General features: G+C 45.3%; 21 protein-coding genes. 6 read left to right on the forward strand and 15 right to left on the reverse strand.

Features of this window, described 5'->3' with window-relative positions; translation table 11 throughout:
- Nucleotides 1-16: 16 nt before the first annotated feature.
- The gene (gene yyaC, locus AOU00_RS08365; RefSeq protein WP_069290377.1) at nucleotides 17-607 is read right to left on the reverse strand and encodes a spore protease YyaC; all 591 of its coding nucleotides are present in this window, start codon (nucleotides 605-607) and stop codon (nucleotides 17-19) included.
- A 120-nt stretch (nucleotides 608-727) separates the two neighbouring features.
- Here yyaC and AOU00_RS08370 point away from each other — a divergent pair, with 120 nt between their 5' ends.
- Nucleotides 728-955, forward strand: a complete 228-nt coding sequence (locus AOU00_RS08370; RefSeq protein ID WP_013373034.1) for a DUF1128 domain-containing protein — start codon at nucleotides 728-730, stop codon at nucleotides 953-955.
- A gap of 196 nt (nucleotides 956-1,151) precedes the next feature.
- Here AOU00_RS08370 and AOU00_RS08375 read toward each other — a convergent pair whose 3' ends face one another.
- Entirely contained in the window at nucleotides 1,152-1,871 is a 720-nt protein-coding gene (locus AOU00_RS08375) for a pirin family protein (protein WP_069290378.1), read from the reverse strand.
- Between the two features lie 231 nt (nucleotides 1,872-2,102).
- Here AOU00_RS08375 and AOU00_RS08380 point away from each other — a divergent pair, with 231 nt between their 5' ends.
- From AOU00_RS08380 to AOU00_RS08395, 4 genes are all read left to right on the forward strand, one after another.
- Nucleotides 2,103-2,807, forward strand: a complete 705-nt coding sequence (locus AOU00_RS08380) for a phosphatase PAP2 family protein (protein WP_069290379.1) — start codon at nucleotides 2,103-2,105, stop codon at nucleotides 2,805-2,807.
- A gap of 137 nt (nucleotides 2,808-2,944) precedes the next feature.
- On the forward strand, nucleotides 2,945-3,202 hold the full coding sequence (locus tag AOU00_RS08385; protein WP_069011991.1) for a GlsB/YeaQ/YmgE family stress response membrane protein: 258 nt from the start codon (nucleotides 2,945-2,947) through the stop codon (nucleotides 3,200-3,202).
- A 51-nt stretch (nucleotides 3,203-3,253) separates the two neighbouring features.
- Nucleotides 3,254-3,655: a YtxH domain-containing protein gene (locus tag AOU00_RS08390; RefSeq protein ID WP_023990268.1), complete on the forward strand. Its 402-nt coding sequence runs from the start codon at nucleotides 3,254-3,256 to the stop codon at nucleotides 3,653-3,655.
- 91 nt (nucleotides 3,656-3,746) lie between these two features.
- A complete protein-coding gene (locus AOU00_RS08395; protein ID WP_061831461.1) occupies nucleotides 3,747-4,223 on the forward strand; it encodes a DUF5665 domain-containing protein in 477 nt (158 codons plus the stop codon).
- Nucleotides 4,224-4,338: 115 nt separating this feature from the next.
- On the opposite strand, the gene AOU00_RS08400 is transcribed toward AOU00_RS08395, so the two are convergent.
- The 11 genes from AOU00_RS08400 to AOU00_RS08450 form a co-directional block, all read right to left on the reverse strand.
- Nucleotides 4,339-5,298, reverse strand: coding sequence for a magnesium transporter CorA family protein (locus AOU00_RS08400; RefSeq protein ID WP_061831462.1), 960 nt, complete (start codon nucleotides 5,296-5,298; stop codon nucleotides 4,339-4,341).
- Between the two features lie 120 nt (nucleotides 5,299-5,418).
- Nucleotides 5,419-6,192 (reverse strand): sigma-70 family RNA polymerase sigma factor, encoded by a 774-nt coding sequence (locus tag AOU00_RS08405; protein WP_013311929.1) that lies wholly within the window; start codon nucleotides 6,190-6,192, stop codon nucleotides 5,419-5,421.
- Nucleotides 6,189-6,641 (reverse strand): anti-sigma B factor RsbW, encoded by a 453-nt coding sequence (gene rsbW / locus AOU00_RS08410; protein ID WP_061831463.1) that lies wholly within the window; start codon nucleotides 6,639-6,641, stop codon nucleotides 6,189-6,191. Before rsbW ends, AOU00_RS08405 begins: the two co-directional genes overlap by 4 nt.
- Nucleotides 6,642-6,659: 18 nt before the next feature.
- Nucleotides 6,660-6,998 carry an STAS domain-containing protein gene (locus AOU00_RS08415; RefSeq protein WP_023990272.1) on the reverse strand — a complete coding sequence of 113 codons (339 nt, stop codon included), beginning with the start codon at nucleotides 6,996-6,998 and terminating at the stop codon, nucleotides 6,660-6,662.
- 99 nt (nucleotides 6,999-7,097) lie between these two features.
- Entirely contained in the window at nucleotides 7,098-8,768 is a 1,671-nt protein-coding gene (locus AOU00_RS08420) for a response regulator (RefSeq protein ID WP_069290380.1), read from the reverse strand.
- Between the two features lie 19 nt (nucleotides 8,769-8,787).
- Nucleotides 8,788-9,657, reverse strand: a complete 870-nt coding sequence (locus AOU00_RS08425) for a CheR family methyltransferase (protein ID WP_023990274.1) — start codon at nucleotides 9,655-9,657, stop codon at nucleotides 8,788-8,790.
- Nucleotides 9,658-9,736: 79 nt separating this feature from the next.
- Nucleotides 9,737-13,456 carry a response regulator gene (locus AOU00_RS08430; protein WP_069290381.1) on the reverse strand — a complete coding sequence of 1,240 codons (3,720 nt, stop codon included), beginning with the start codon at nucleotides 13,454-13,456 and terminating at the stop codon, nucleotides 9,737-9,739.
- A complete protein-coding gene (locus tag AOU00_RS08435; RefSeq protein WP_069290382.1) occupies nucleotides 13,440-14,621 on the reverse strand; it encodes a PP2C family protein-serine/threonine phosphatase in 1,182 nt (393 codons plus the stop codon). Before AOU00_RS08435 ends, AOU00_RS08430 begins: the two co-directional genes overlap by 17 nt.
- Before the next feature lie 235 nt (nucleotides 14,622-14,856).
- Nucleotides 14,857-15,198: a YflT domain-containing protein gene (locus AOU00_RS08440; RefSeq protein ID WP_023990277.1), complete on the reverse strand. Its 342-nt coding sequence runs from the start codon at nucleotides 15,196-15,198 to the stop codon at nucleotides 14,857-14,859.
- A gap of 96 nt (nucleotides 15,199-15,294) precedes the next feature.
- The gene (locus AOU00_RS08445; protein ID WP_069290383.1) at nucleotides 15,295-15,813 is read right to left on the reverse strand and encodes a hypothetical protein; all 519 of its coding nucleotides are present in this window, start codon (nucleotides 15,811-15,813) and stop codon (nucleotides 15,295-15,297) included.
- A 51-nt stretch (nucleotides 15,814-15,864) separates the two neighbouring features.
- Complete coding sequence (locus AOU00_RS08450; protein WP_069290384.1) at nucleotides 15,865-16,386, reverse strand: DUF948 domain-containing protein; 522 nt, start codon at nucleotides 16,384-16,386, stop codon at nucleotides 15,865-15,867.
- A gap of 260 nt (nucleotides 16,387-16,646) precedes the next feature.
- On the opposite strand from AOU00_RS08450, the gene AOU00_RS25730 reads away from it, so the two are divergent.
- Nucleotides 16,647-16,814, forward strand: a complete 168-nt coding sequence (locus AOU00_RS25730) for a DUF1328 domain-containing protein (protein ID WP_028541846.1) — start codon at nucleotides 16,647-16,649, stop codon at nucleotides 16,812-16,814.
- A 125-nt stretch (nucleotides 16,815-16,939) separates the two neighbouring features.
- On the opposite strand, the gene AOU00_RS08455 is transcribed toward AOU00_RS25730, so the two are convergent.
- Both AOU00_RS08455 and AOU00_RS08460 read right to left on the reverse strand, forming a co-directional pair.
- A complete protein-coding gene (locus AOU00_RS08455; protein WP_025718737.1) occupies nucleotides 16,940-18,106 on the reverse strand; it encodes a C40 family peptidase in 1,167 nt (388 codons plus the stop codon).
- Between the two features lie 191 nt (nucleotides 18,107-18,297).
- Nucleotides 18,298-19,167 (reverse strand): cation diffusion facilitator family transporter, encoded by an 870-nt coding sequence (locus tag AOU00_RS08460; RefSeq protein ID WP_061831470.1) that lies wholly within the window; start codon nucleotides 19,165-19,167, stop codon nucleotides 18,298-18,300.
- Between the last annotated feature and the right edge of the window lie 351 nt (nucleotides 19,168-19,518).

The following is a 19,518-nucleotide window of genomic DNA, read 5'->3' on the forward strand; positions in this document are numbered from 1 at the left end:
ATTATTAAGCAGACCATCAATATCTGAAACGGTAACCCTCTGGAAAATCTTGCAAATCTGTTTTTAAACCAAATTCATAAGCCGCCGCATTAGCAATATGCGCAGCCATGGTCATGACCAAGTGAAGCGACGTCATTTGGAGTGTCCAATAGGGTTTGGGACTGCGCTCATTCACAATCGCTGCAACACTATAATGACCAACAGACGGCAGAGACAGCCCCACCGATCGCGCAGGAGTTAGCGGTTCACGCGCAATAAGAAACATTCCCGTTGAGCCGTGCTGTCCAAGACAAGCATCTATGGCGATCACATGATGATCTTGGGGAATGCACTCCAAGTATGAAACCAGATGATCTGCATCACAGGGCTCCGTCATTGTGCCAATCACGTGCGGAAAACCTTGCTCCTTGAGCATGGTGCCTACCAGTGGCCCGAGTGAATCACCCGATGAGCGATCTGTACCGATGCAAACAAAAGTCAACTTATCTATAGCATGCTGATGATGAATTTCTCGGAAAAACGGCGCGAGTCCATCTCGATCTGTTTTCTTTACATTATGTTCTAAGGACGAGCGACCGGGTGCGGAAGCTCGATTATACAAAGACAACTTTGTCCATCCTCCTTGATTCGGTTGTATATCAGTAATCTGGCTTTCAGTACATTCTACAACAAAAACATGATACAATACAGGCAACTTCCCCTGTTATGAAAGGATGGAAAATTAACGATGGATTTGTCTGTACCGTCTCATGCCAACATTGAGTATATGATTGAGGGTATTAAAACCAAGCTCCGTATGGCGAGTGGTGCTGCTATGCAGGCATCCGCTTTCTCGCTGGAGCAATACGAGGACATCCATGATGTCTATGATATGGTGATAAGCAAGCCTAACCTGAGCATTTCAGAGGTTGAAGCTATTGTTTCTGAACTGGGTAGATTGCGTAAGTCCTCCTGAATTAGCTTATAGGAATACAGCTCAGCTGTATTACAACCTATCATCATGAACAACAGCCTTCATGATAGTGGCCCTGTCAGCGTAAATAAAGCTCGTATCTCCGCTCGTCTCAACAGACGTGCACCGGGATACGAGCTTTATTTTTTCGAATGCATATGCGCATTTTCATACACTTCTTCACTCACTCAAGGATACTTCAAGGCAAATCCGCTAACACCAGTTCAGATATATCCTCATTGCCTGTAGCTCGTATCTTTAAGTTACAGCTTTTTTGAATTCGCGCGGCATCGCCAGGCCCTAACTGAAAATCCCCATCCTGGCACGTAACTTCCACATGACCGTTAACTACATAGATGTGGGTGCGGCGCTCCTCTTGCTGCGGATATTCAAGCTGCTGTCCTTTTTCCAATCTGCTCAGATACAGATTTATATCCTGCGCGATGGATAACGCCCCCTCCACTTCTGAACCAGACACAACAGGCTGAAGCCGATTTAGACGTTCACTGTGCTTGAATCTTTGCACCTGATAAGAAGGCTGAATGCCAGGACTCTCGGGTAAAAACCACATTTGCAAAAAACGAACCGGTCTTTCATCCCCAGTATTTCGCTCTTCATGTTCAATTCCGGTGCCTGCACTCAGAACCTGGATCGAGCCGCTTTTCAAATCCTGCTCATGTCCTAAGCTGTCGCTATGATGCAATTGGCCTTCAATCACGTAGGTGACGATTTCCAAATCGTGATGCGGATGTCTTTTGAAGCCTTGCTGCGGTTCAAGCTCGTTATCATTATGGGCTAGCATACAGCCAAAATGGGCATTGCTCGGATCTTCATAATCGGCAAACGAAAAGCTAAACTCACTATGAATCCACCCTTTATTTGAGGTATGTCTTTCTGCCGATGTCACTATTTTAATCATCCTTAACACCTCCATGGATTACAGTTCCGTAAAGCAGCTTTGCTTCGTGATGACTATTCCACTTCCGGCCCTGGCATTACAAACGCTGTGATACGATCCCTTTACCCCGGGCTTATATGCCTCAATCAGCCTGTCGTCTCCGTCGGGTTTTGCTCTTAAGTTCATTATTAGTTAAGTTAATAGTACGAAAAATTGAATCTATCATAGCCATAAGGAGGAGATTTATTACATATGCTATCTCATGAACCCCAACCATCCCGGTTCCTACCAAGCTATTTGCGCCGTAGTCTGTGTGCATCTATTATCATGATCGCTGTGTTGCTTCTCATCGCCTACTCTGTGAAGTGGATTGGCACAGCTCCTTTTCTATATTGGGATGAACGCATACAGGATGCCGTTTTTCCAGACACAGCAGCTGCTCGTTACCAACTGCTAACCATCGCTATATTCATTACATCTTTAGGTTCACTCCGCATGTCGTTGATCATCGCCCTCGGTGCTGCTACCTTGTGTTGGGTCAGCCTTCGTTCAAAAGCTTATTCCTTTGCGATCCTAAGCAGCTTTACGGCGATGTGGGTGCTAAATACGCTCATTAAGGAAATTTTGCAACGGGAACGTCCGTCACTTCAACATTTGGTTGAAGCCGGGGGTTATAGTTTTCCCAGCGGTCATGCGATGATTTCTATGGGATTTTTCGGAACGATATTTGCCATTTGGACCATAGAACGAAAGATTCGTGGGCGTTCGCTCTTTCTTCCGTGCGCTCTGGGTGCACTACTGATTCTCTTGATTGGATTAAGCCGCGTATATCTAGGCGTTCACTTTCCTACAGATATCGTGGGTGGCTATATTGCGGGTATAATTTGGCTGGTGTTTACCGTTCCTGTGATCTATTGGCGAGCGCGCATGCAGCTTCCTTCCACTCCCCACCGGTAAATGTCTGAGTCGGCTTTTTGTTTCACTCCGGGTCACGACGTTTATATACGAAGTAAGCAAGGCTCAGCAATATCGAAGCTCAGCATTCATCAAAAACGTTATGGTTTTGTGAACTTAGGATAAGGGAGGCGATCCTTGTGTGGGGAATTGTACTAAGTATTGTAATGGCTATTATTATCGGATTGATTGGCGATGCACTGGCTGGTCATGAAATGCCTGGCGGCATTGCCGGCTCTATGATTGCTGGATTTGTAGGAGCTTGGCTAGGTGTCATGCTATTGGGAGACTGGGGCCCGGTCATCGGAGATTTTGCAGTCATTCCAGCCATACTCGGAACCGCATTGTTCGTGTTCTTGCTCGGACTGGCGTCCAGGCTATTAAGAAGGGCTACCTAAAATTTTATATATATTTTTTATTCTTTAATTCTATAAGAGGAGTGATATAACATGAGTAACATTGACAATCAAAATATGGCAAGTACTTCAGGTTTTGCAAAAGGTTTATTTATTGGAGGTTTGATTGGTGCTGCCGCAGCCCTGCTATTCGCGCCGAAGCCGGGTCGTGATTTGCGTAGTGATCTGTCTGATAAAATTACAGTTGTCTCCGATAAAACAAAGGACGTGGCATCTGTAGTGAGCAGCAAAGCGACAGATTTGGCCAAAACCGTTTCCACCAAAACAGCAGATGTAGCCAAAACGGTATCCGAGAGCAAAGACAACATCGTATCCAGCGTAACCAAGGCTTCTGCAGATGTCGCTAATGAAGCAGCCAAAGCGGATAAAGAAGTTATGGATGCAACGGCTCAAGCGGCCAAGGATACGCAAAAACAATTGAATGCAAATTCCTAACAGCTACACATTCTGATGGCAAAAAATAAGCCCTACACTGAACAGCCAGCATGCAAGAAGCTGGCTGTTTTTAAATGATAGAAAGGCTGGGATGACAATGAACAAGCCAAATTCCTATGGAGATGATCTTACCGCGAAGAACAAAAGAACCTTTCATCCCCTACAGGCTCAAGATCAGCCAGATGAAGTTTCATCCAAGCAGACTTCTTCTACTCATAATCATGTTAAAACACATGATCAGGAGAGGGACTTTGATGTAAATGAGCATCCTTTTGAGCTGCGCCATGAGGTCAAGCGGCTTAACAAACGCTTAGATCAAATAGCAGATACGCTCGAAAGAGCAGAATTCAAAGATATTCTGGAGAACTACTCCAGCACTAAAAGAAGAATTATGAGCAATCTGACCGCAGGCATTGCACGTGGTCTCGGTCTTACGCTGGGCACAGTGGTTATACTCGCCTTGCTCGCTTGGTTGCTCAGTTTCCTGGTACAGTTAAATCTTCCGGTCATCGGAGATTTCATCGCCGAATTATTAGGATATATCAAAATGAGCCAAGGTACTAAGTAATCGTCCTTATCTCATTTAAAAACGATCCATCGTAACCGATAATAGACTCCTCAAAGAGCCTCCAGTTACGATGGATCGTTTTTTATTTGTACATTGTAACAGCTGTAATCAACCGCTACAATTTGTTGCGCTTGTTAGCCTTCAATAAATCTCCTGTCCACCCCTTCATCATCAGCCAGCCGTACATTCCCGCCATACTTAGCAATGTGGCAATAATCACGGTGGTAAAACCCCAGCCTGTTTTAATCCAAGGCAGATTTTCAAAGTTCATGCCCCATATAGCGCCCACTACGGTTGCTGGTGTAAATACGGCGGTGACAATGGTGAGCGTCTTCGTAATCTCATTCCCCCTAAATGCGGAAATGGCGTCGTCAATGGAGATCAATGTGTCGATTTCCTTTTCATAATGCAGGAAAAGTCCTTCCATCCGAGTAACACGGTAAAGTAACTGCTTAAAAAAACGATTCTCCTCCAGTTGATCCAGATATGCCTCCCGAGAAGCCGTCACCAGCTCTGAAAAAGGAATGAACATATTGCTCCAATACAACAGCTCGAAACGTGCATTCAATATAGAATCCATCAGCGTACGGGCATTCCTTTTCTCCATCTCCTCTTCCAGTCTTCTCAGGTTGATCTCGAACTTATCCATACCTGTATGAAAATAATGAAGCACGGCTCTCGCCAATACAAACATGCCGTCAGCTGCATCCTCACACTGTTCCAGCATTTTTTGGCGTTCCGCGGTGTGCATGATTTCACGGGTATTTTGATCCAGATTTAACGTCACTAACTTCTGGTTTAGAACCAAAAAATAAAACTTGTTGCAATTACGCTGACTGTCGATCTCCTCCTGAACGGAGTAGATCAGCGACCCGTACATTAAGGGCTGATTGCCATCTGGAAAGCGCACAGATATAAAGCTGGATGGAATGTCCTCTACCTTGTCCAGCCATTCCGCGGCTTCTGGGAGCTTCTCCTTCAAGTGCTGTATGACCGAATCTTGCCAATTCCCAGCACTGATGTCCCACCATTCCCATCCTCCACGAAAGGAAGAAATCTGTTCAAATGCTGTCATGGATTCCAACCTTCCTCCCAACTTTTTTCGCTTTATAAAAAGGACACGCTTCCCATATCGGAATAACGTGTCCTTACGATGTGACGCCAAATATGTTAAGCCAAGAATTCCGCGGTCTTCTCATGAAATAGAGGAATTAGACATAATCTGCTTCAGCTTTTCCGTTGCCCGCTTCTGAATACGTGAAACGCTCATCTGCGATACGCCCAACGTCTGTGCAATCGCACGTTGAGATTGACCGTCCTGAAATGCCAGAAGAAGCACCTTTTGTTCCTGCTCCTTCAGTTGGCTTAAAGCCTGCTGCAAATCCATTCGTTTTTCCACAGTGTCATAATCGTTAGCATCCGAGCTAATGAGCTCGCCTAACGTAGCTGCACTCTCTTCCTGAGATAAAGGAGAGTCTAGTGAAACATAGTGATAGCACTCACGACCAGCAAGCACCTCGATCGTTTCTTCTACGGTAAGATCCAAATAGGTCGCAATCTCGTCTACATTGGGTGAGCGTTCCAATTTAACGGTCAGTTCATCAATAGCATGTTGAACAAGCGCACCCTTTTCCTTAATGCGGCGAGGAACCTGGATGTACCAGGATTTGTCGCGCAAATAATTTTTCATATGTCCCAGCATACTTTTCATAGCATACGGTTCAAATGGGATACCCAAGCTGATATCGTATTGCTGAAGCAGACGTATCAAAGCCATCTGACCGGTCTGATATAAATCCTCGTATAAGTCCGGACGGTTACGGGAGATCTTCCCGGCAGCCATCTTGACCATTGGCTCATACTTGCGGATCAGCACGGTAGCAATCTCGTTATCTTTTGTTTGCTGGTACTCCCAGATTAGACCAACGGCTTCATCCATCGACTCCGGGGGAGTTACCTTTTCATTCATACTCTTTCCTCACTTCTGGTTAGGCGCTTTACCAGCACCACTTCGGTGCCTTTTCCTGTCTCATTCAAGATATGGACATCGTCCATAAGCGCCTGCATGAGATAAAAGCCTAATCCGCCTATCTGCGCATCATTCAACTCCTTGTCATGCAAGGATGCGATACGGGACGGGTCCTCCACACGTTCAAAGCTCTCCCCTTCATCTTTGACACGAATGGACAACGAAGCTTCATCAAATTCAAATGTCACTTCCACGACTCCCCCCTCATGACCATATGCATAAAGGACAGAGTTATTACAGGCTTCCGATACAGCCACTTTCATGTCTTCAATATCCTCATAAGAGAATCCCATTTTCGCGGCAATACCGTATAAATTTAATCTTACAATATCAACAAAGTCAGCAGTTGCCGGCAAATTAAGAACTACTTTTTGAATTTGAGCATTCATTTCTTTTTCTTTCCTTTCCTATTGGGAATTCTCCTGGGGGACAAAGAATTTGGCAATACCGGTCATATCAAACAGCTTTTGAATTTGAGGCGGTACCTCTTGAACAGCAAAGCGAGACTCCATCCCATGCCTTGCTTTTAAAATGGATAACAAGATACCAATACCCGTGCTGTCAATGTATTTAAGGTCTCTCAAGTTAATAATCAAATCTTGGCTGGACTCCCCCACCAAAGGCTCCATCACCAGACGAAAATCAGGTGCTACCGAAAGATCCAACTCTCCACTCAGATAAACGGTATTTACGCCATCGGTTGTTTCTGTAATTGCATTAAATTTCTCATTTTTATTTGTATTCATAGGCCTACTCTCCCGAAAAAAGATTTCCCTACATACTAACCCATTATACGAGCGTTTGAATCACGGTATAACTTTTTAAACACTACCAAATGCCACCATCTAGGCTTCATTGATTTGATCTTTACCCGGCTGCATTGGAAAATGGTCCGGAGAATGCCGTAGCAACGCCTGTTTTACACTGCTGATTTTAACGGGCTTACTAATATAATCGTTCATCCCAGCTTCAATACATCGAGGCTGAATACCCTCCATGACGTTAGCCGTCATGGCGATAATGGCAGGTTGGGATCTTCCCGCCAATTGTTTACGCATTCTACCCGTACATTCCAGACCGTCCATCACGGGCATCTGCAAGTCCATAAAGATATAGTCATAGTCCTGATTCGCCATGACCATATCAAGCGCCTGTTGCCCATCTGCTGCCACATCTGAAGCTAAACCAAGCTTATCCAGTATATTAACCATTAGCTTCTGGTTGATCGGATGGTCATCCACCACCAGTACAGGTTTACGACTTGGAGACTCCTGATGTGGAATTTCCCAATCGTGGCTGGACTCCCCCTTCAGTTCATTTTCCTCAGCAAAGCCAAGCTTCATTGTAAAATGAAACGTCACGCCTTGTTCTCCACTCGTATCTACACGAATATCTCCGCCCATCATATTCACCAAGGTTTTACAAATGGCAAGTCCTAACCCGGTACCACCATATTTACGCGTCATTGAAGAATCCAGTTGGGAAAAGGGCTGAAATAGCCTTCCGACCTTAGCCGAATCAATGCCAATGCCTGTATCCTTCACAGAAAACTCAACGGTAAGTCCATTGTCACTGTGCTCTTTGACAGATGCGAAGACATATACCCCGCCTCGGTCTGTAAATTTGACGGCATTGGATACCAGGTTAATCAATACTTGTCGCAATCGCCCCATATCTCCATATAACACCGGTGGCATCTGTTCATCGAGAAAATAAACCAGCTCCAAATTCTTTCGGTTGACTTCTACTGTAAACAGGCTGAAAACTTCCTTGATACAGGAAACCAGATCAAAAGGATATTCCTCTACCTCCATTTTGCCTGACTCCAGCTTGGTAAAGTCCAGAATATCATTAATGACCGCTACCAGCGCGTCTGCGCTACGACGGATGATATCAGCATATTCCTGCTGATCGGTCTGCAGCTCTGTCTCCATCAGCAGATCAATCATGCCAATAACACCGTTCATAGGTGTACGGATCTCATGGCTCATCATTGCCAGAAATTCCGTTTTGGCATTGGCAGCAATCTCTGCTGCCTCCTTGGCGGCAATCAGTTCGCTGTTCATCTTCTCAAGCTCCTGCGTCTTGTGGTGAAGCAGCATGGATTGTGTCTTCAAGCGTTTGTTTGTCAGATACATTTGCACGAAGCCTTCAATTTTGGACTTGAGAATTTGAGGGATGAACGGCTTCACCATATAATCAATACCACCGGCCGAATATCCCGCAAACAAATGCTCAGCTTCCTTGCTGTTAGCTGAAATAAAGATGATCGGAATATCCTTTGTTTTCTCTCTGGCCTTGATTAACTTTGCAGTCTCAATTCCATCCATACCCGGCATCTGCACATCAAGGACTACAAGTGCGAATTCATCTTTTAATAGACATCGCAGCGCTTCTTCCCCGGATGTGGCTTTTACCAGATTATATTGTTCACTCTCCAGCACCGCCTCAAGAGCGAGCAGGTTCTCAGGTCTGTCATCTACCAGCAATATATGAATCGGTTCATGAAGCCCCATGGAATCCTCCTAAGCATCTCTATTTAATCTTCCGGTATATTTTTTCTATCCGGTCCAGCGGCTCGTAGGAATCACTATAATCGGTAAAATGTATGGATTCCTTGGCCCCAAGCACCAACACACCAAAATGACTTAAGCTATCATAAAACAACCCATGTACATGGTTGCGAAGTTCGTCGTTAAAATAGATCATGACATTCCGGCAAAAAATCACATTGAACTCGTTAAAGGACCGGTCTGTCGCTAAGTTGTGCTCCGCAAAAATAATATTCTTCCGTAAAAAAGGATGAAACATCACTGAATCATACTTGGCTGTATAATATTCAGAGAACGATTGTGTGCCCCCGGACTCCAAATAATTTTTGGTATACAGCTTCATTCGGTCGATCCCGTATACGCCTTCCTTCGCCTGCTGTAAAGACAGGTTATTCATATCCGTCGCATAAATGCGAGCCTTATCATATAAGCCTTCTTCATGCAGCAAGATCGCCATAGAATATACTTCCTCACCAGTGGAACAACCTGCATGCCAGATTCGAATGTACGGATACGTTCGCAAAATAGGAATGATTTTCTGCCTGAAATTTAGAAACAGCTCCGGGTCACGGAACATCTCGGTCACCGGAATGGAAAGGCTTTGTACCAGTCTATCGAAGGCGCTGCGATCATGCAGCACCTTCTCCTGAAGTCCTGATATCGTGCTTACGTTCTCGGACTGCGCATGATAATAAACACGCCGCTTAATCGAAGGCAGAGCATAGTTACGAAAATCGTAGCCGTACAGCCGATGTATACCTTCCAGCAACAGCTCAATCTCAATCAATTCCCGCTCAGTATCATTCGATTTCACTTCATTAGCAGCATTATCCGCCATATCCTTAGATGTCATAATCTCTCTCCAATTCCTAAATAGGTTTTGCCTATGCCGCTCCAATCATGTGTCGATTTATATTACCCATTTTTTTGGGTTACGAATACAACCAAACCCGCATTAATGATAAAAGCTGTTCGGTTTGAATCGGTTTTTTCACATAATCGGAAGCGCCTGCCTCAATACACTTGGAACGATCATCCTTCATGGCCTTGGCTGTCAGGGCAATAATAGGCATCTTCTCGAATTGTGGCATTAGCCGGATACGTCGCATCGCTTCATATCCATCCATTTCCGGCATCATCATATCCATCAGCACCAGATCAAAATCAGGTGTCTGTTCCAGCAGTTCCAGTGCTTCTCTTCCATTTTCCGCAAAGGTAACCTCCATACGATAGCTTTCCAGCACACTAGACAGAGCAAATACATTGCGAATATCATCGTCTACCAACAATATTTTTTTTCCTTCAAACAGTTCTTCCTTGTTGTATAGCTTCTGCAAAATTTTGCGTTTGTCCTCAGGAAGGTTCGCCTCTACACGATGCAAGAACAACGTTGTTTCGTCCAAAAGCCGTTCCGGCGATTTAACATCCTTAATAATAATAGACTCTGCATATTTACGAAGTTGCGTTTCTTCTTTGCTATCCAGATCTTTGCCTGTATAAATAATGATCGGCAGATCAGTTAGCTGCTCATTCTCTCGAATACGATCCAGCAGTTCAAAACCAGTCATATCGCTCAGCATCAGATCCAGTACCATGCAGTCATACCGCTGGGTAGCCAGCTCATTTAGTGCTTCCTGACCTGTCGATACCGCCGTAATGGCAACATCATCATGATCGATCAGCTCAATAATGGATTTACGCTGATTATCATCATCTTCAACCACAAGGAGACGTTTGACCATCTGGTCCGTATACGATTTGATATGTGAAAATGCTTTATCCAGACTTTCCTTCGAAGATGGCTTTTTGAGATAGGCAATCGCACCCATCATCAAGCCCTGCTTCACATCATCTATGACCGAAATAACATGCACTGGAATATGACGTGTCGATGAATTTCCTTTTAGCTCGCCCAAAATGGACCAGCCATCCATCACAGGTAATTGAATATCTAATATAATAGCGTCCGGCAAATAAGACTGAGCCATGTTGAGCCCATCGTCTCCTTGGAGAGCGATCAGGGCCTTAAAGCCCCGACTACGGGCCATATCGTACAAAATATTAGCAAAATTAATATCATCCTCAATAATCAGCAGCACTTTATCCTGTGAGGTAATCTCGTTTCGGTCGTCCCCCGGATGTATAATGTCCGCTGCTTTGTTTTTCGAAGGCATCTGATATAATGGCAAACGTTTAGCAGGCATAATCATGGGAAGATCCGTTTCTGCCGAGGCTACGACATTCTCAAAATCCGAATTCACAACCGTACCGTTAAATTCCTCTCTCGAATGAGAATCCATATCCTCAGCCGTTGGCGTTTGTTCCGGCAAATACAGTGTGAAGCAACTGCCCTGTCCCTGCTCGGATTCCACCGTAATAACGCCGCCCAACAATCTGGAAAGCTCGCGGCTGATCGACAGACCTAGTCCTGTCCCTCCGTACTTCCGGCTGGTTGTACCGTCTACCTGCTGGAAGGCTTCGAAGATCAGATCCGTTTTATCGGAAGCAATCCCAATGCCCGTATCACGCACAGATAGAGCCAGATAGGCTCTTCTTGGATTTAGCAGACCAGGAAGCTGCTCTCCGTTTGCCCGGGATACATTGAAACGAATAGAACCTTCCGTGGTGAACTTGAACGCATTGGACAGCAAATTACGTAAAATTTGTTTGAGACGATAACCGTCACTGATAATGGCATCTGGCAGGTTCTCTTCAATCTCGGTATGCAGTTGAAGCTCACGTTGGGCTGCGACCGGAGCAAAATTCTGCTCCACAAACAGTTCCAGTTCCTTCAAGTGGACCGCTTCATGGTTAATATCCATTTTTCCAGCGTCCACTTTGGATAAATCCAGAATTTCATCAATCATTTTCAACAAATCGGCGCCTGACATATAAATGGTTTGTGCATATTCCACTTGCTTTGGCTTGAGATTGCCTTCCTTGTTCTCAGACAAGAGCTGAGAAAGAATAAGCAAGCTATTTAGCGGAGTACGCAGCTCATGAGACATATTGGCCAAAAACTCGGATTTGTATTTGCTTGTGATTCCTAGCTGCATTGCTTGTTGCTCCAACTGAGCTCGTGCATGTTCAATCTCGTCGTTCTTTTCTTCCACTTCTCGAACTTGTTCTTCTAGCGCTCTCGTTTTGGCAATCAGTTCAGTATTAAAATGCTCCAATTCTTCTTGTTGACGTTGTAACAATTCCTCTGAACGCTTGAGTTCTTCTGTTTGCTCCTCCAAATTTTCGTTGGAGCGCTTGAGTTCCTCTTGCTGAGTTTGTAGTTCTTCGGATTGGCATTGCAATTCCTCAGTAAGTGCCTGAGATTCGCGCAGCAATTGCTCTACACGCATCCGTCCCTTGATATTGTTCAGAATGATCCCCAAGCTCTCTACTAATTGAGCAAACAGCTTGGTTTCCAGATCACTGAAGCGATCCAGTGACGCTATTTCTACAGCACCAATACACTCATCCTCGAACAAAATAGGGAAAATCATAATTCCCACGGGCTTACTTTCTCCTAAGGCAGAGCCTATGGACAAATATCCGTCAGGAGCCTCTGTAATCAAGATCGGCTTACGATCCAGAACACATTGTCCGAGCAATCCTTCGCCCACATGGATAATGTCCCTAATCGAATTTTCGCCAGTCACCTTTGCATAGGAACCGTATAACTTAAAACGGTTGTCTTCTACATCTTTCCCTTGCAAATAGATGGCTCCATAGCTGCCTCCCAAGATGGGCGTAAACTCACTAATGAACATCTGAGCAACCTGCTCCAGTGAATTTACGCCACGGAACAACTCAGTCACCCGAGCAGTATTGGCATTAAGCCAAGTTTGGTCCTTCTGCGTTTGAAGGACGGAATGTTCAAATTTCCGCTTTTCTTCCAAGTCTCCGGCCATTTGTTGAAATACACGAGCGACCTCACCAATTTCATCTTTGGAGGCAACACTTATTCGGCTGATGGCCCTGTACTTTCCCTTGCCAAAACCATTAATCATGAGATTCACGACATTTAGACCTTTGGCAATGCTTGGGAGCACCCACAAAATAACCAGTAAGCCCATGATCAGGCCGGCGGCCATCAGAATTGTGGTAATCTGCACAGATTCTTCATACGCCAAATTGGCCTGCTTCATGTCGCTATCAATTTCCCGATCCTGAAAAACGGCAAGGGCATTAATACTATCCATCGCCTCTTCTTGGGCAGGCAAACCAGTACTATTGCGGAAAGCGTTAGCCTCATCAATACGATCTTGCCCCAACAAAGAAACCAGTCTTTGTTCGTAACTTAAAAATTCATTCCACGCGACGGCTACCCGATCAACCTGCTGTTGCTCTTCACTGGTGCCGGAATTCGTTTGCAGACTAGTCAGCACTTTCGTTCCAGTAGCCGAAATATCGTCCAGCTCGCGTTTGGCCTCACTAACGGAGGAACCTGGATTCAAGATCAGATTGGCCATCACTTTGGCCATATCATTCACCTGCCCGCGAATAGCTGTTGTTTTCCGGACCTTCATATATCGATCCTGATAAACCTGGTTTAGCTGTTCATTCAGGCTCCCCATCCGGTCATAGCTGATTAGCGTCAGCACAAGGAGGATCGCCATAAGCGATCCAAAGCCGATCAGCAGTTTATTTCTGATTTTCATGCAAGCTCTCTCCCTCTTTCAATGAAATCCAGATCAGGCACTTATCATCATCGCGATCCTGTGGCGTCTCATTACGAAAAAATGCATCCAGCATCGCTTCTTCGTTCCATTCCTCATACTTACGTAGACACTCAGTCAGATACTCCAACTGCTCCTCATATTCACCTTCCACCGCTTCCAGCAAGCCATCCGTATACAAAGCGATATGTCCAGTTCCTTCATAATGAATCGTGTGCATTTCTGCATCAATCTTATCAAACAAACCAACCGGGCTACATGCACGGTCAAATTTGGTAATGCTGCCATCCTGGTTGAACAGCAAACCGGGAGGATGTCCCGCATTTACATAGTCAATTCGCCGTGAACGGGTATCAATCACCATATAAATCGCCGTAAAATAATACTGTACCAGCTGCTTGCCCAGATCCAGTTGATTAAAACGACGATTCAGCTCTTGTATGACTTTCTCAGGCTCCACATATGTGGTCACCGTATCCTTAAGTACAGACGCAATGAACATGCAGAACAACGAGGAAGAAATGCCATGCCCCATCATATCAAGCAAAATGATGGCATATCGCCCCTCCCCTAACGGATACCATGAATATAAATCCCCTGCCAGTTCAAAGGAAGGCTGATAGAGCGCATTCACTTGCAGCACTTGGTCATGGATGGCAGGACTAAGCACCGCCTGCTGCACCATCGCGGCCAGCTTCAACTCATCCTGAATTCGCTGATCCCGATCCTTATGCCAATCCTTCTCCTGTTTGAGACGCAAGGCAGACCGGATTCGCGCCATGAGCTCTACCTTGTTGATCGGCTTCGTGACGTAATCGACGGCTCCCACATCTAGAGCTTCGGCCAATTTTTTGGAATCTCCTACCGCCGTTACCATAATAATCGGGATATCTTTTAAATGCTCATATTCCTGCACAATACTGCAAGCTTCAATGCCGTCCATTTCAGGCATCATCATATCCAGCAGCACCAGATCAATATCGGAAGGACGGGGCCGAAGACTAATGGTACGGTCGCCGATTCCCAGATGCTCCAACATTTCTGCGGCCGAGCTAGCAGAGATCACATCCCGATAATTTTCTTTTTTCAGTATTTCACGAATAATAATGACATTCGTCGGGTTATCGTCAACAATTAGAATTCTCATTGGCCTCTCCTTATCTGTAACTCATGTATTATACTATACCTGCTTAAACGGCAACACCCTTGTTGATTGGAAGTAGTGTTTCCGTAAGAAGGCATTCCAAAAACATAGATAAGGAATGAGGCTAAAACCCCATTCCTTATCTATGTTTTTGGAGGACCCGCGAAACACTTGTGCTGCGGTCAACATCCTCTTTTTCGAATCTAATGTCACTCTGCTTTTATGTTGAACAGCAATATCACGCTTTTTTAGCAATGACCAGCACTTTACCCTGATCCAGTTCTTTTTCATAAAAGTCAGCTTCGGTATCTGTAAATCCCAAAGAAGTAATTTTAGCGCGAAGCTCATCGCCACGGGAACGGAACAAGTTGGCTAATGAATCGAAAACGCCCTCTTCCTTAATCCCGATTTCCTTGGCATCCACCGTATCGGCAATACGATCTGTCCGATCCTGATCATGAGCGAGCACGAACACATCCTCATAACGATAGCCCGTGTTACGCAACTCATTTACTGCTTCAACGGCTTGTACACCGTTATCTACCACTTTGGCATAAGATTTATGATTGGTCTGATTCATGTTTCTCACGCTCCTTTAAGGATTGACTTCTCTGACTATTACACTTCACATATCCATTTGAAACTTCCATGTTATGTCACGCCTCGTAAAAATCGATTACCACTCCGTTTCATCAAAAAACTCAACATACTTAGGTTTATCAGACGTCTCATCCATAAACACTTTGATTGCACGTTGTCCGCGTACATAGACCTCTCCGTCTTCCGCCGTGAATTGCGAGCCACCCAGCGCCTGATCCAGCGTTTTCCGTTGCAGCGGCAGCCACTTATCATTTACCTTGATTCGACCAGCAGCAGGATCTACATGCACATAAGAAACGACGTCCTCACGCATACCTACGACAACATCTGGATATTGGTATTCTGTAGAAAGCAGCAGCGTATCTTTTTTGACTCGTATTGGCTTACCCAGTTTTTTTAATACATCCGCACGGGTATCATCCAGAGATATGCCATTTAAGGTATGAAAATCTGCTGGTACAGCATGTGGAGTGGGTATCGTCTGCACAGTCCTAACCATATGCCCCGCTGTTTGCGGGGAAACGGTTTGCTGAACCGTATCCTGTCCGGAAAAGGGAGTGAGCAAACCAGCAGCTAGTAATAACGTCTTCATCATAAATCTCACCCTTTCAATGAATTTCCTGTAGTTTACGGTTCAGCCACTATGCTACTGACGCATTTTCTGCCACACCCCAGCAGCGATGTCTACATAACCCAACCAGTTTTTACCCGGTTTGGCCGCAGGTTCCTCATACGTCGCATTGTAGCTCTGAACCGTCCGCTCCGTTGCGGTCAAAGGTCTATTCGGTGTCGTTGCCTTGATCGCGTGATCCGTTCTGGAGGTATTACTCGCAGCGCTATGCGATTTCTGAAACCGTGTCATTAACGCTGTTGAAGCCTGCTTGGCAGCCAGCGTCACTTCGCTGAGTACCTCTCCCAAGTTTCTAACCGATTCCATCACTGGCTCCACTTGCTTCAATTTATGATCAACGTCTGCGGTGATGTCATTCGCATGTCGAACCGTTTGTTTTACTTCATAACTCAGTTCATCTATCGTTTTTTGTACATCCTGCAAGGTTTGAGTCACCTTATCCAGAGAGCCTTGTGCTGCTTTTAACGTTTTGATGAGGAAAATAACGAGAACTGCAAATGCGATAGCAATAATAAAAATGCTGACCTGTGTTAACATAGCGTAACCTCTCTTTCGTCTTTCACGATGATGTTTATGATTACTGCATAGTTACCCTTTAGATTCAGACACGAAACAACGTCCAGGCTGGCTTCTTCTCCGCTCCAAACGTTATGATTCACGGACTCTCGCACCGTTTAAAACACCATATAACGATGGCACAGCCACGAATAATCTATAGAAGTCATTGTCATCTGCAACCACGCTCTATCGGAGCGTGAGTATGCCACATTATATACAATTAAAGGAGGATACAGAACATGCTAAAATGGTCCGCTTTATTCTTAATTTTTGCTGTGATCGCCGGGATCTTAGGTTTTTTTGGTATCGTCGTGTCCATAGCTGCTACAATCGCTAAAATATTATTTGTGATATTTCTGGTGTTGTTCGTCATTTCACTCTTTACCGGAAGAAAACGGGTTTCATAGTTATCGGATGCTAGCTGCACAAGAGCAATATTCTAAATGTTTATAAAAAAAGGATGTTCCCACCCTGGTTAACAGGGCTGTGGAACATCCTTTTTTGATGTAGCTTTTTAACAGTTAGCAGCGCTTTATTGAATCACGCTGCCCCCAAACAGGAAACGATCCTGCCAAGGCTTACTGAAATCCGTAACTTTTACACCGCCACCCGCTACAGAAAACGTATGGAGAAGCTTGTTGTCTCCCAAATATACAGCTACGTGTGTAATCGTTTGGGAGGAATTATCCAAGGACGTGTACGCCCCGGAAGATGCATTATAATTTGTAAAGAAGAGCAAATCGCCACGCTTCAGTGTAGTCATGTCCGTATTCGGCTGACTGTTTTGCTTGATCCACTCACCCTGTGAACGAGAATCTGCCGGAAGCTGGATACCTACAGCCTGACGGAAAATTTGACGGGTAAATGCCGAGCAATCAAAAGTAGCCGTACTGTTACGATCTGAACCATATTCATATGGTGTTCCGAGATAAGTCATCCCCGTGTTAATAACCTGCTCTATTGCAGCCGCTGCATCACCGGAAAACATGTTCATAGTTGACGCAGGAGAGGCTGTCACAGGTATTGCGGTAGTATCAGGAGTGGTTGTCACCGGAGCAGACACAGGTTGCTGCACAACAACGCCCTCACCAATACGAATATACTGTGGAGACGAGCTGACGTAGCCCACCGTACCATCAGCATTGGTAACCTTGAACCAATAAGCATTACTTGGGTCGGTAATCGTAACGACATCCCCTGCATTCAAATAGCCCAAAACCTCGGAAGAAGTGGATGCCTCCGCCCGCAAACGAACGGACGTTTGAATCGTGGCTTTCGTTTGACCGGCAGAACTATTCACTGAGGCGACTGCCTCTTTAGCTGAAACATTTTTAACTGACTCTGTGGCTTCCGATTTACGAGTGGTAGACGGGGTGACAGCAGCAGCGACGCTGGTAGCGCCAATTTTTATGTACTTGTCGGAGCTGCTAGTGTATCCGGTTACTCCATCAGAAGTCTTGATCTTATACCAATAGCTGTTCGTTTTCTCCAATACCGTTACGGCCTCTCCCTGCTTCATAAAGCTGACTACATCCCCTGTAGTCGAAGGACCGGATCTAAGCTTTACAGCCGCCTGAATAACCGCCTTCTGTCCTGTGGATGCTGTTGATGCCGCTGCGTCAACCTGACCCGGCGCCACATGAATTGCTGCCAACAGCGCGGCTGACGTCATGAGCATTCCCATCACGCGTCTTCTCAATGTTGCACCTCCTGGCTGTTTTTACGAATTTGAAGAGCATATCCAATTCCGACGAATATAGCCGGACATGCCTTCATTATAGTAAAAGCAGCAGGAAGAGAGATATAATCCAAACGTCACAAAAGGAAGCGTATACGCCTTTTACATATAGGTCTAAAGTCACTTTTAATACTAACAATTTAATAATTAATCTATAATTTGGGTTCTACATGGACATGGACATGCATCGTGTTATGAACCTCTTGCAGGCGTTCCTCAATCCGGTCGCTGATCCGATGCCCTTCAATCAGGCTGAGTTGCGGATCCACCTCAATGACCACATCCACCAGCGCATGATTGCCGTGTACACGTGCCTTAACGTCCCGAATCCCCTCTACTCCAGGTATACAGGCAATCGTACTCCGTAAGTCAGACAGTTCTTGCTCATCAAATCCATCGGTCAAGCTGTGCGTGGAATCCTTAAAAATATCCCATGCTGTTTTACATATGATGAATCCTACCGCGATCGCAGCTACAGTATCCAGCCAGGGTAGCCCGAACTGTGCGCCGATAATGCCAACTGCTGCCCCAACACTGACAAGTGCATCCGATAGATTATCCTTGGCCGCTGCCAGCAAAGCCTTATTGTTAATTTGCCGTGCCAGTCTGTTATTGTAAAGGTACACTCCCAGCATAATCACCGCACAAATCACAGCTACACCCGCTGAGGTGATATCCGGTATTTGCTTTCCGCCCTTAAAAATGCTCCCGATCCCATCAATAAGCACCTGCAAACCGACGACAGCCATAATAAAGGACGCCAGCAGCGCCGCGATCGTTTCTGCCCGAAAATGTCCATAGGCATGGTCAGAGTCCGGTGGTTTTTGGGAAATTCTCAGCCCCACCAGTACAGCAACCGACACTACAATATCGGTGACATTATTGAAGCCATCCGCCCGCAACGCGCTAGAAGCAAATATATATCCGCTAATCAGCTTAAAGGCGGACAGCAAGAGATAAGCAGCAATGCTCACCCACGCCCCACGCTCACCTTTTCGTATTTCTTCATAGACATTTACCACAACGTAGGACACTCCTTCAAATATATAGTTTCCAGCAGAACGATCTCACCGGGCCCAAAATAAAAATAGCAGCATCGCTGCCCTGAATAATAACAATTTGTCTTGGGTTAACTGTTATTTTCAGGATAGCAGACGAACTTTGTGTGGGTCTAGAGAAACAGTCTTTCCGCTCTGCATCGCTGTAGTAACAACGAAAAAGTATTGCCAGACCCCATTCCTGTAGGTTACACAAAACATTTTTTCCTTCACACAAAAAACATACGTTTTCTCTTCCACCCCACCCGAGATGTGTGTTATCATTGTTGCCCTTGTCCCTTCTTTTAAAAACGTATAAAATGAGGACACAGCCGC

Origin of the sequence: Paenibacillus polymyxa, from assembly GCF_001719045.1 — a bacterium.
Classification (GTDB): Bacteria; Bacillota; Bacilli; order Paenibacillales; family Paenibacillaceae; genus Paenibacillus; species Paenibacillus polymyxa_B.

Coding starts and splice junctions, on each gene's coding strand:
- AOU00_RS08370 (WP_013373034.1), top strand. CDS start 728: ATGGATTTGTCTGTACCGTCTCATGCCAACATTGAGTATATGATTGAG.
- AOU00_RS08425 (WP_023990274.1), bottom strand. CDS start 9,657: ATGACATCTAAGGATATGGCGGATAATGCTGCTAATGAAGTGAAATCG.
- AOU00_RS08450 (WP_069290384.1), bottom strand. CDS start 16,386: ATGTTAACACAGGTCAGCATTTTTATTATTGCTATCGCATTTGCAGTT.
- AOU00_RS08390 (WP_023990268.1), top strand. CDS start 3,254: ATGAGTAACATTGACAATCAAAATATGGCAAGTACTTCAGGTTTTGCA.
- AOU00_RS08395 (WP_061831461.1), top strand. CDS start 3,747: ATGACAATGAACAAGCCAAATTCCTATGGAGATGATCTTACCGCGAAG.
- AOU00_RS08375 (WP_069290378.1), bottom strand. CDS start 1,871: ATGATTAAAATAGTGACATCGGCAGAAAGACATACCTCAAATAAAGGG.
- AOU00_RS08380 (WP_069290379.1), top strand. CDS start 2,103: ATGCTATCTCATGAACCCCAACCATCCCGGTTCCTACCAAGCTATTTG.
- AOU00_RS08445 (WP_069290383.1), bottom strand. CDS start 15,813: ATGATGAAGACGTTATTACTAGCTGCTGGTTTGCTCACTCCCTTTTCC.
- AOU00_RS08405 (WP_013311929.1), bottom strand. CDS start 6,192: ATGAATGAAAAGGTAACTCCCCCGGAGTCGATGGATGAAGCCGTTGGT.
- rsbW (WP_061831463.1), bottom strand. CDS start 6,641: ATGAATGCTCAAATTCAAAAAGTAGTTCTTAATTTGCCGGCAACTGCT.
- AOU00_RS25730 (WP_028541846.1), top strand. CDS start 16,647: ATGCTAAAATGGTCCGCTTTATTCTTAATTTTTGCTGTGATCGCCGGG.
- AOU00_RS08430 (WP_069290381.1), bottom strand. CDS start 13,456: ATGAAAATCAGAAATAAACTGCTGATCGGCTTTGGATCGCTTATGGCG.
- AOU00_RS08420 (WP_069290380.1), bottom strand. CDS start 8,768: ATGGGGCTTCATGAACCGATTCATATATTGCTGGTAGATGACAGACCT.
- AOU00_RS08435 (WP_069290382.1), bottom strand. CDS start 14,621: ATGAGAATTCTAATTGTTGACGATAACCCGACGAATGTCATTATTATT.
- AOU00_RS08440 (WP_023990277.1), bottom strand. CDS start 15,198: ATGAATCAGACCAATCATAAATCTTATGCCAAAGTGGTAGATAACGGT.
- AOU00_RS08400 (WP_061831462.1), bottom strand. CDS start 5,298: ATGACAGCATTTGAACAGATTTCTTCCTTTCGTGGAGGATGGGAATGG.
- AOU00_RS08415 (WP_023990272.1), bottom strand. CDS start 6,998: ATGAATACAAATAAAAATGAGAAATTTAATGCAATTACAGAAACAACC.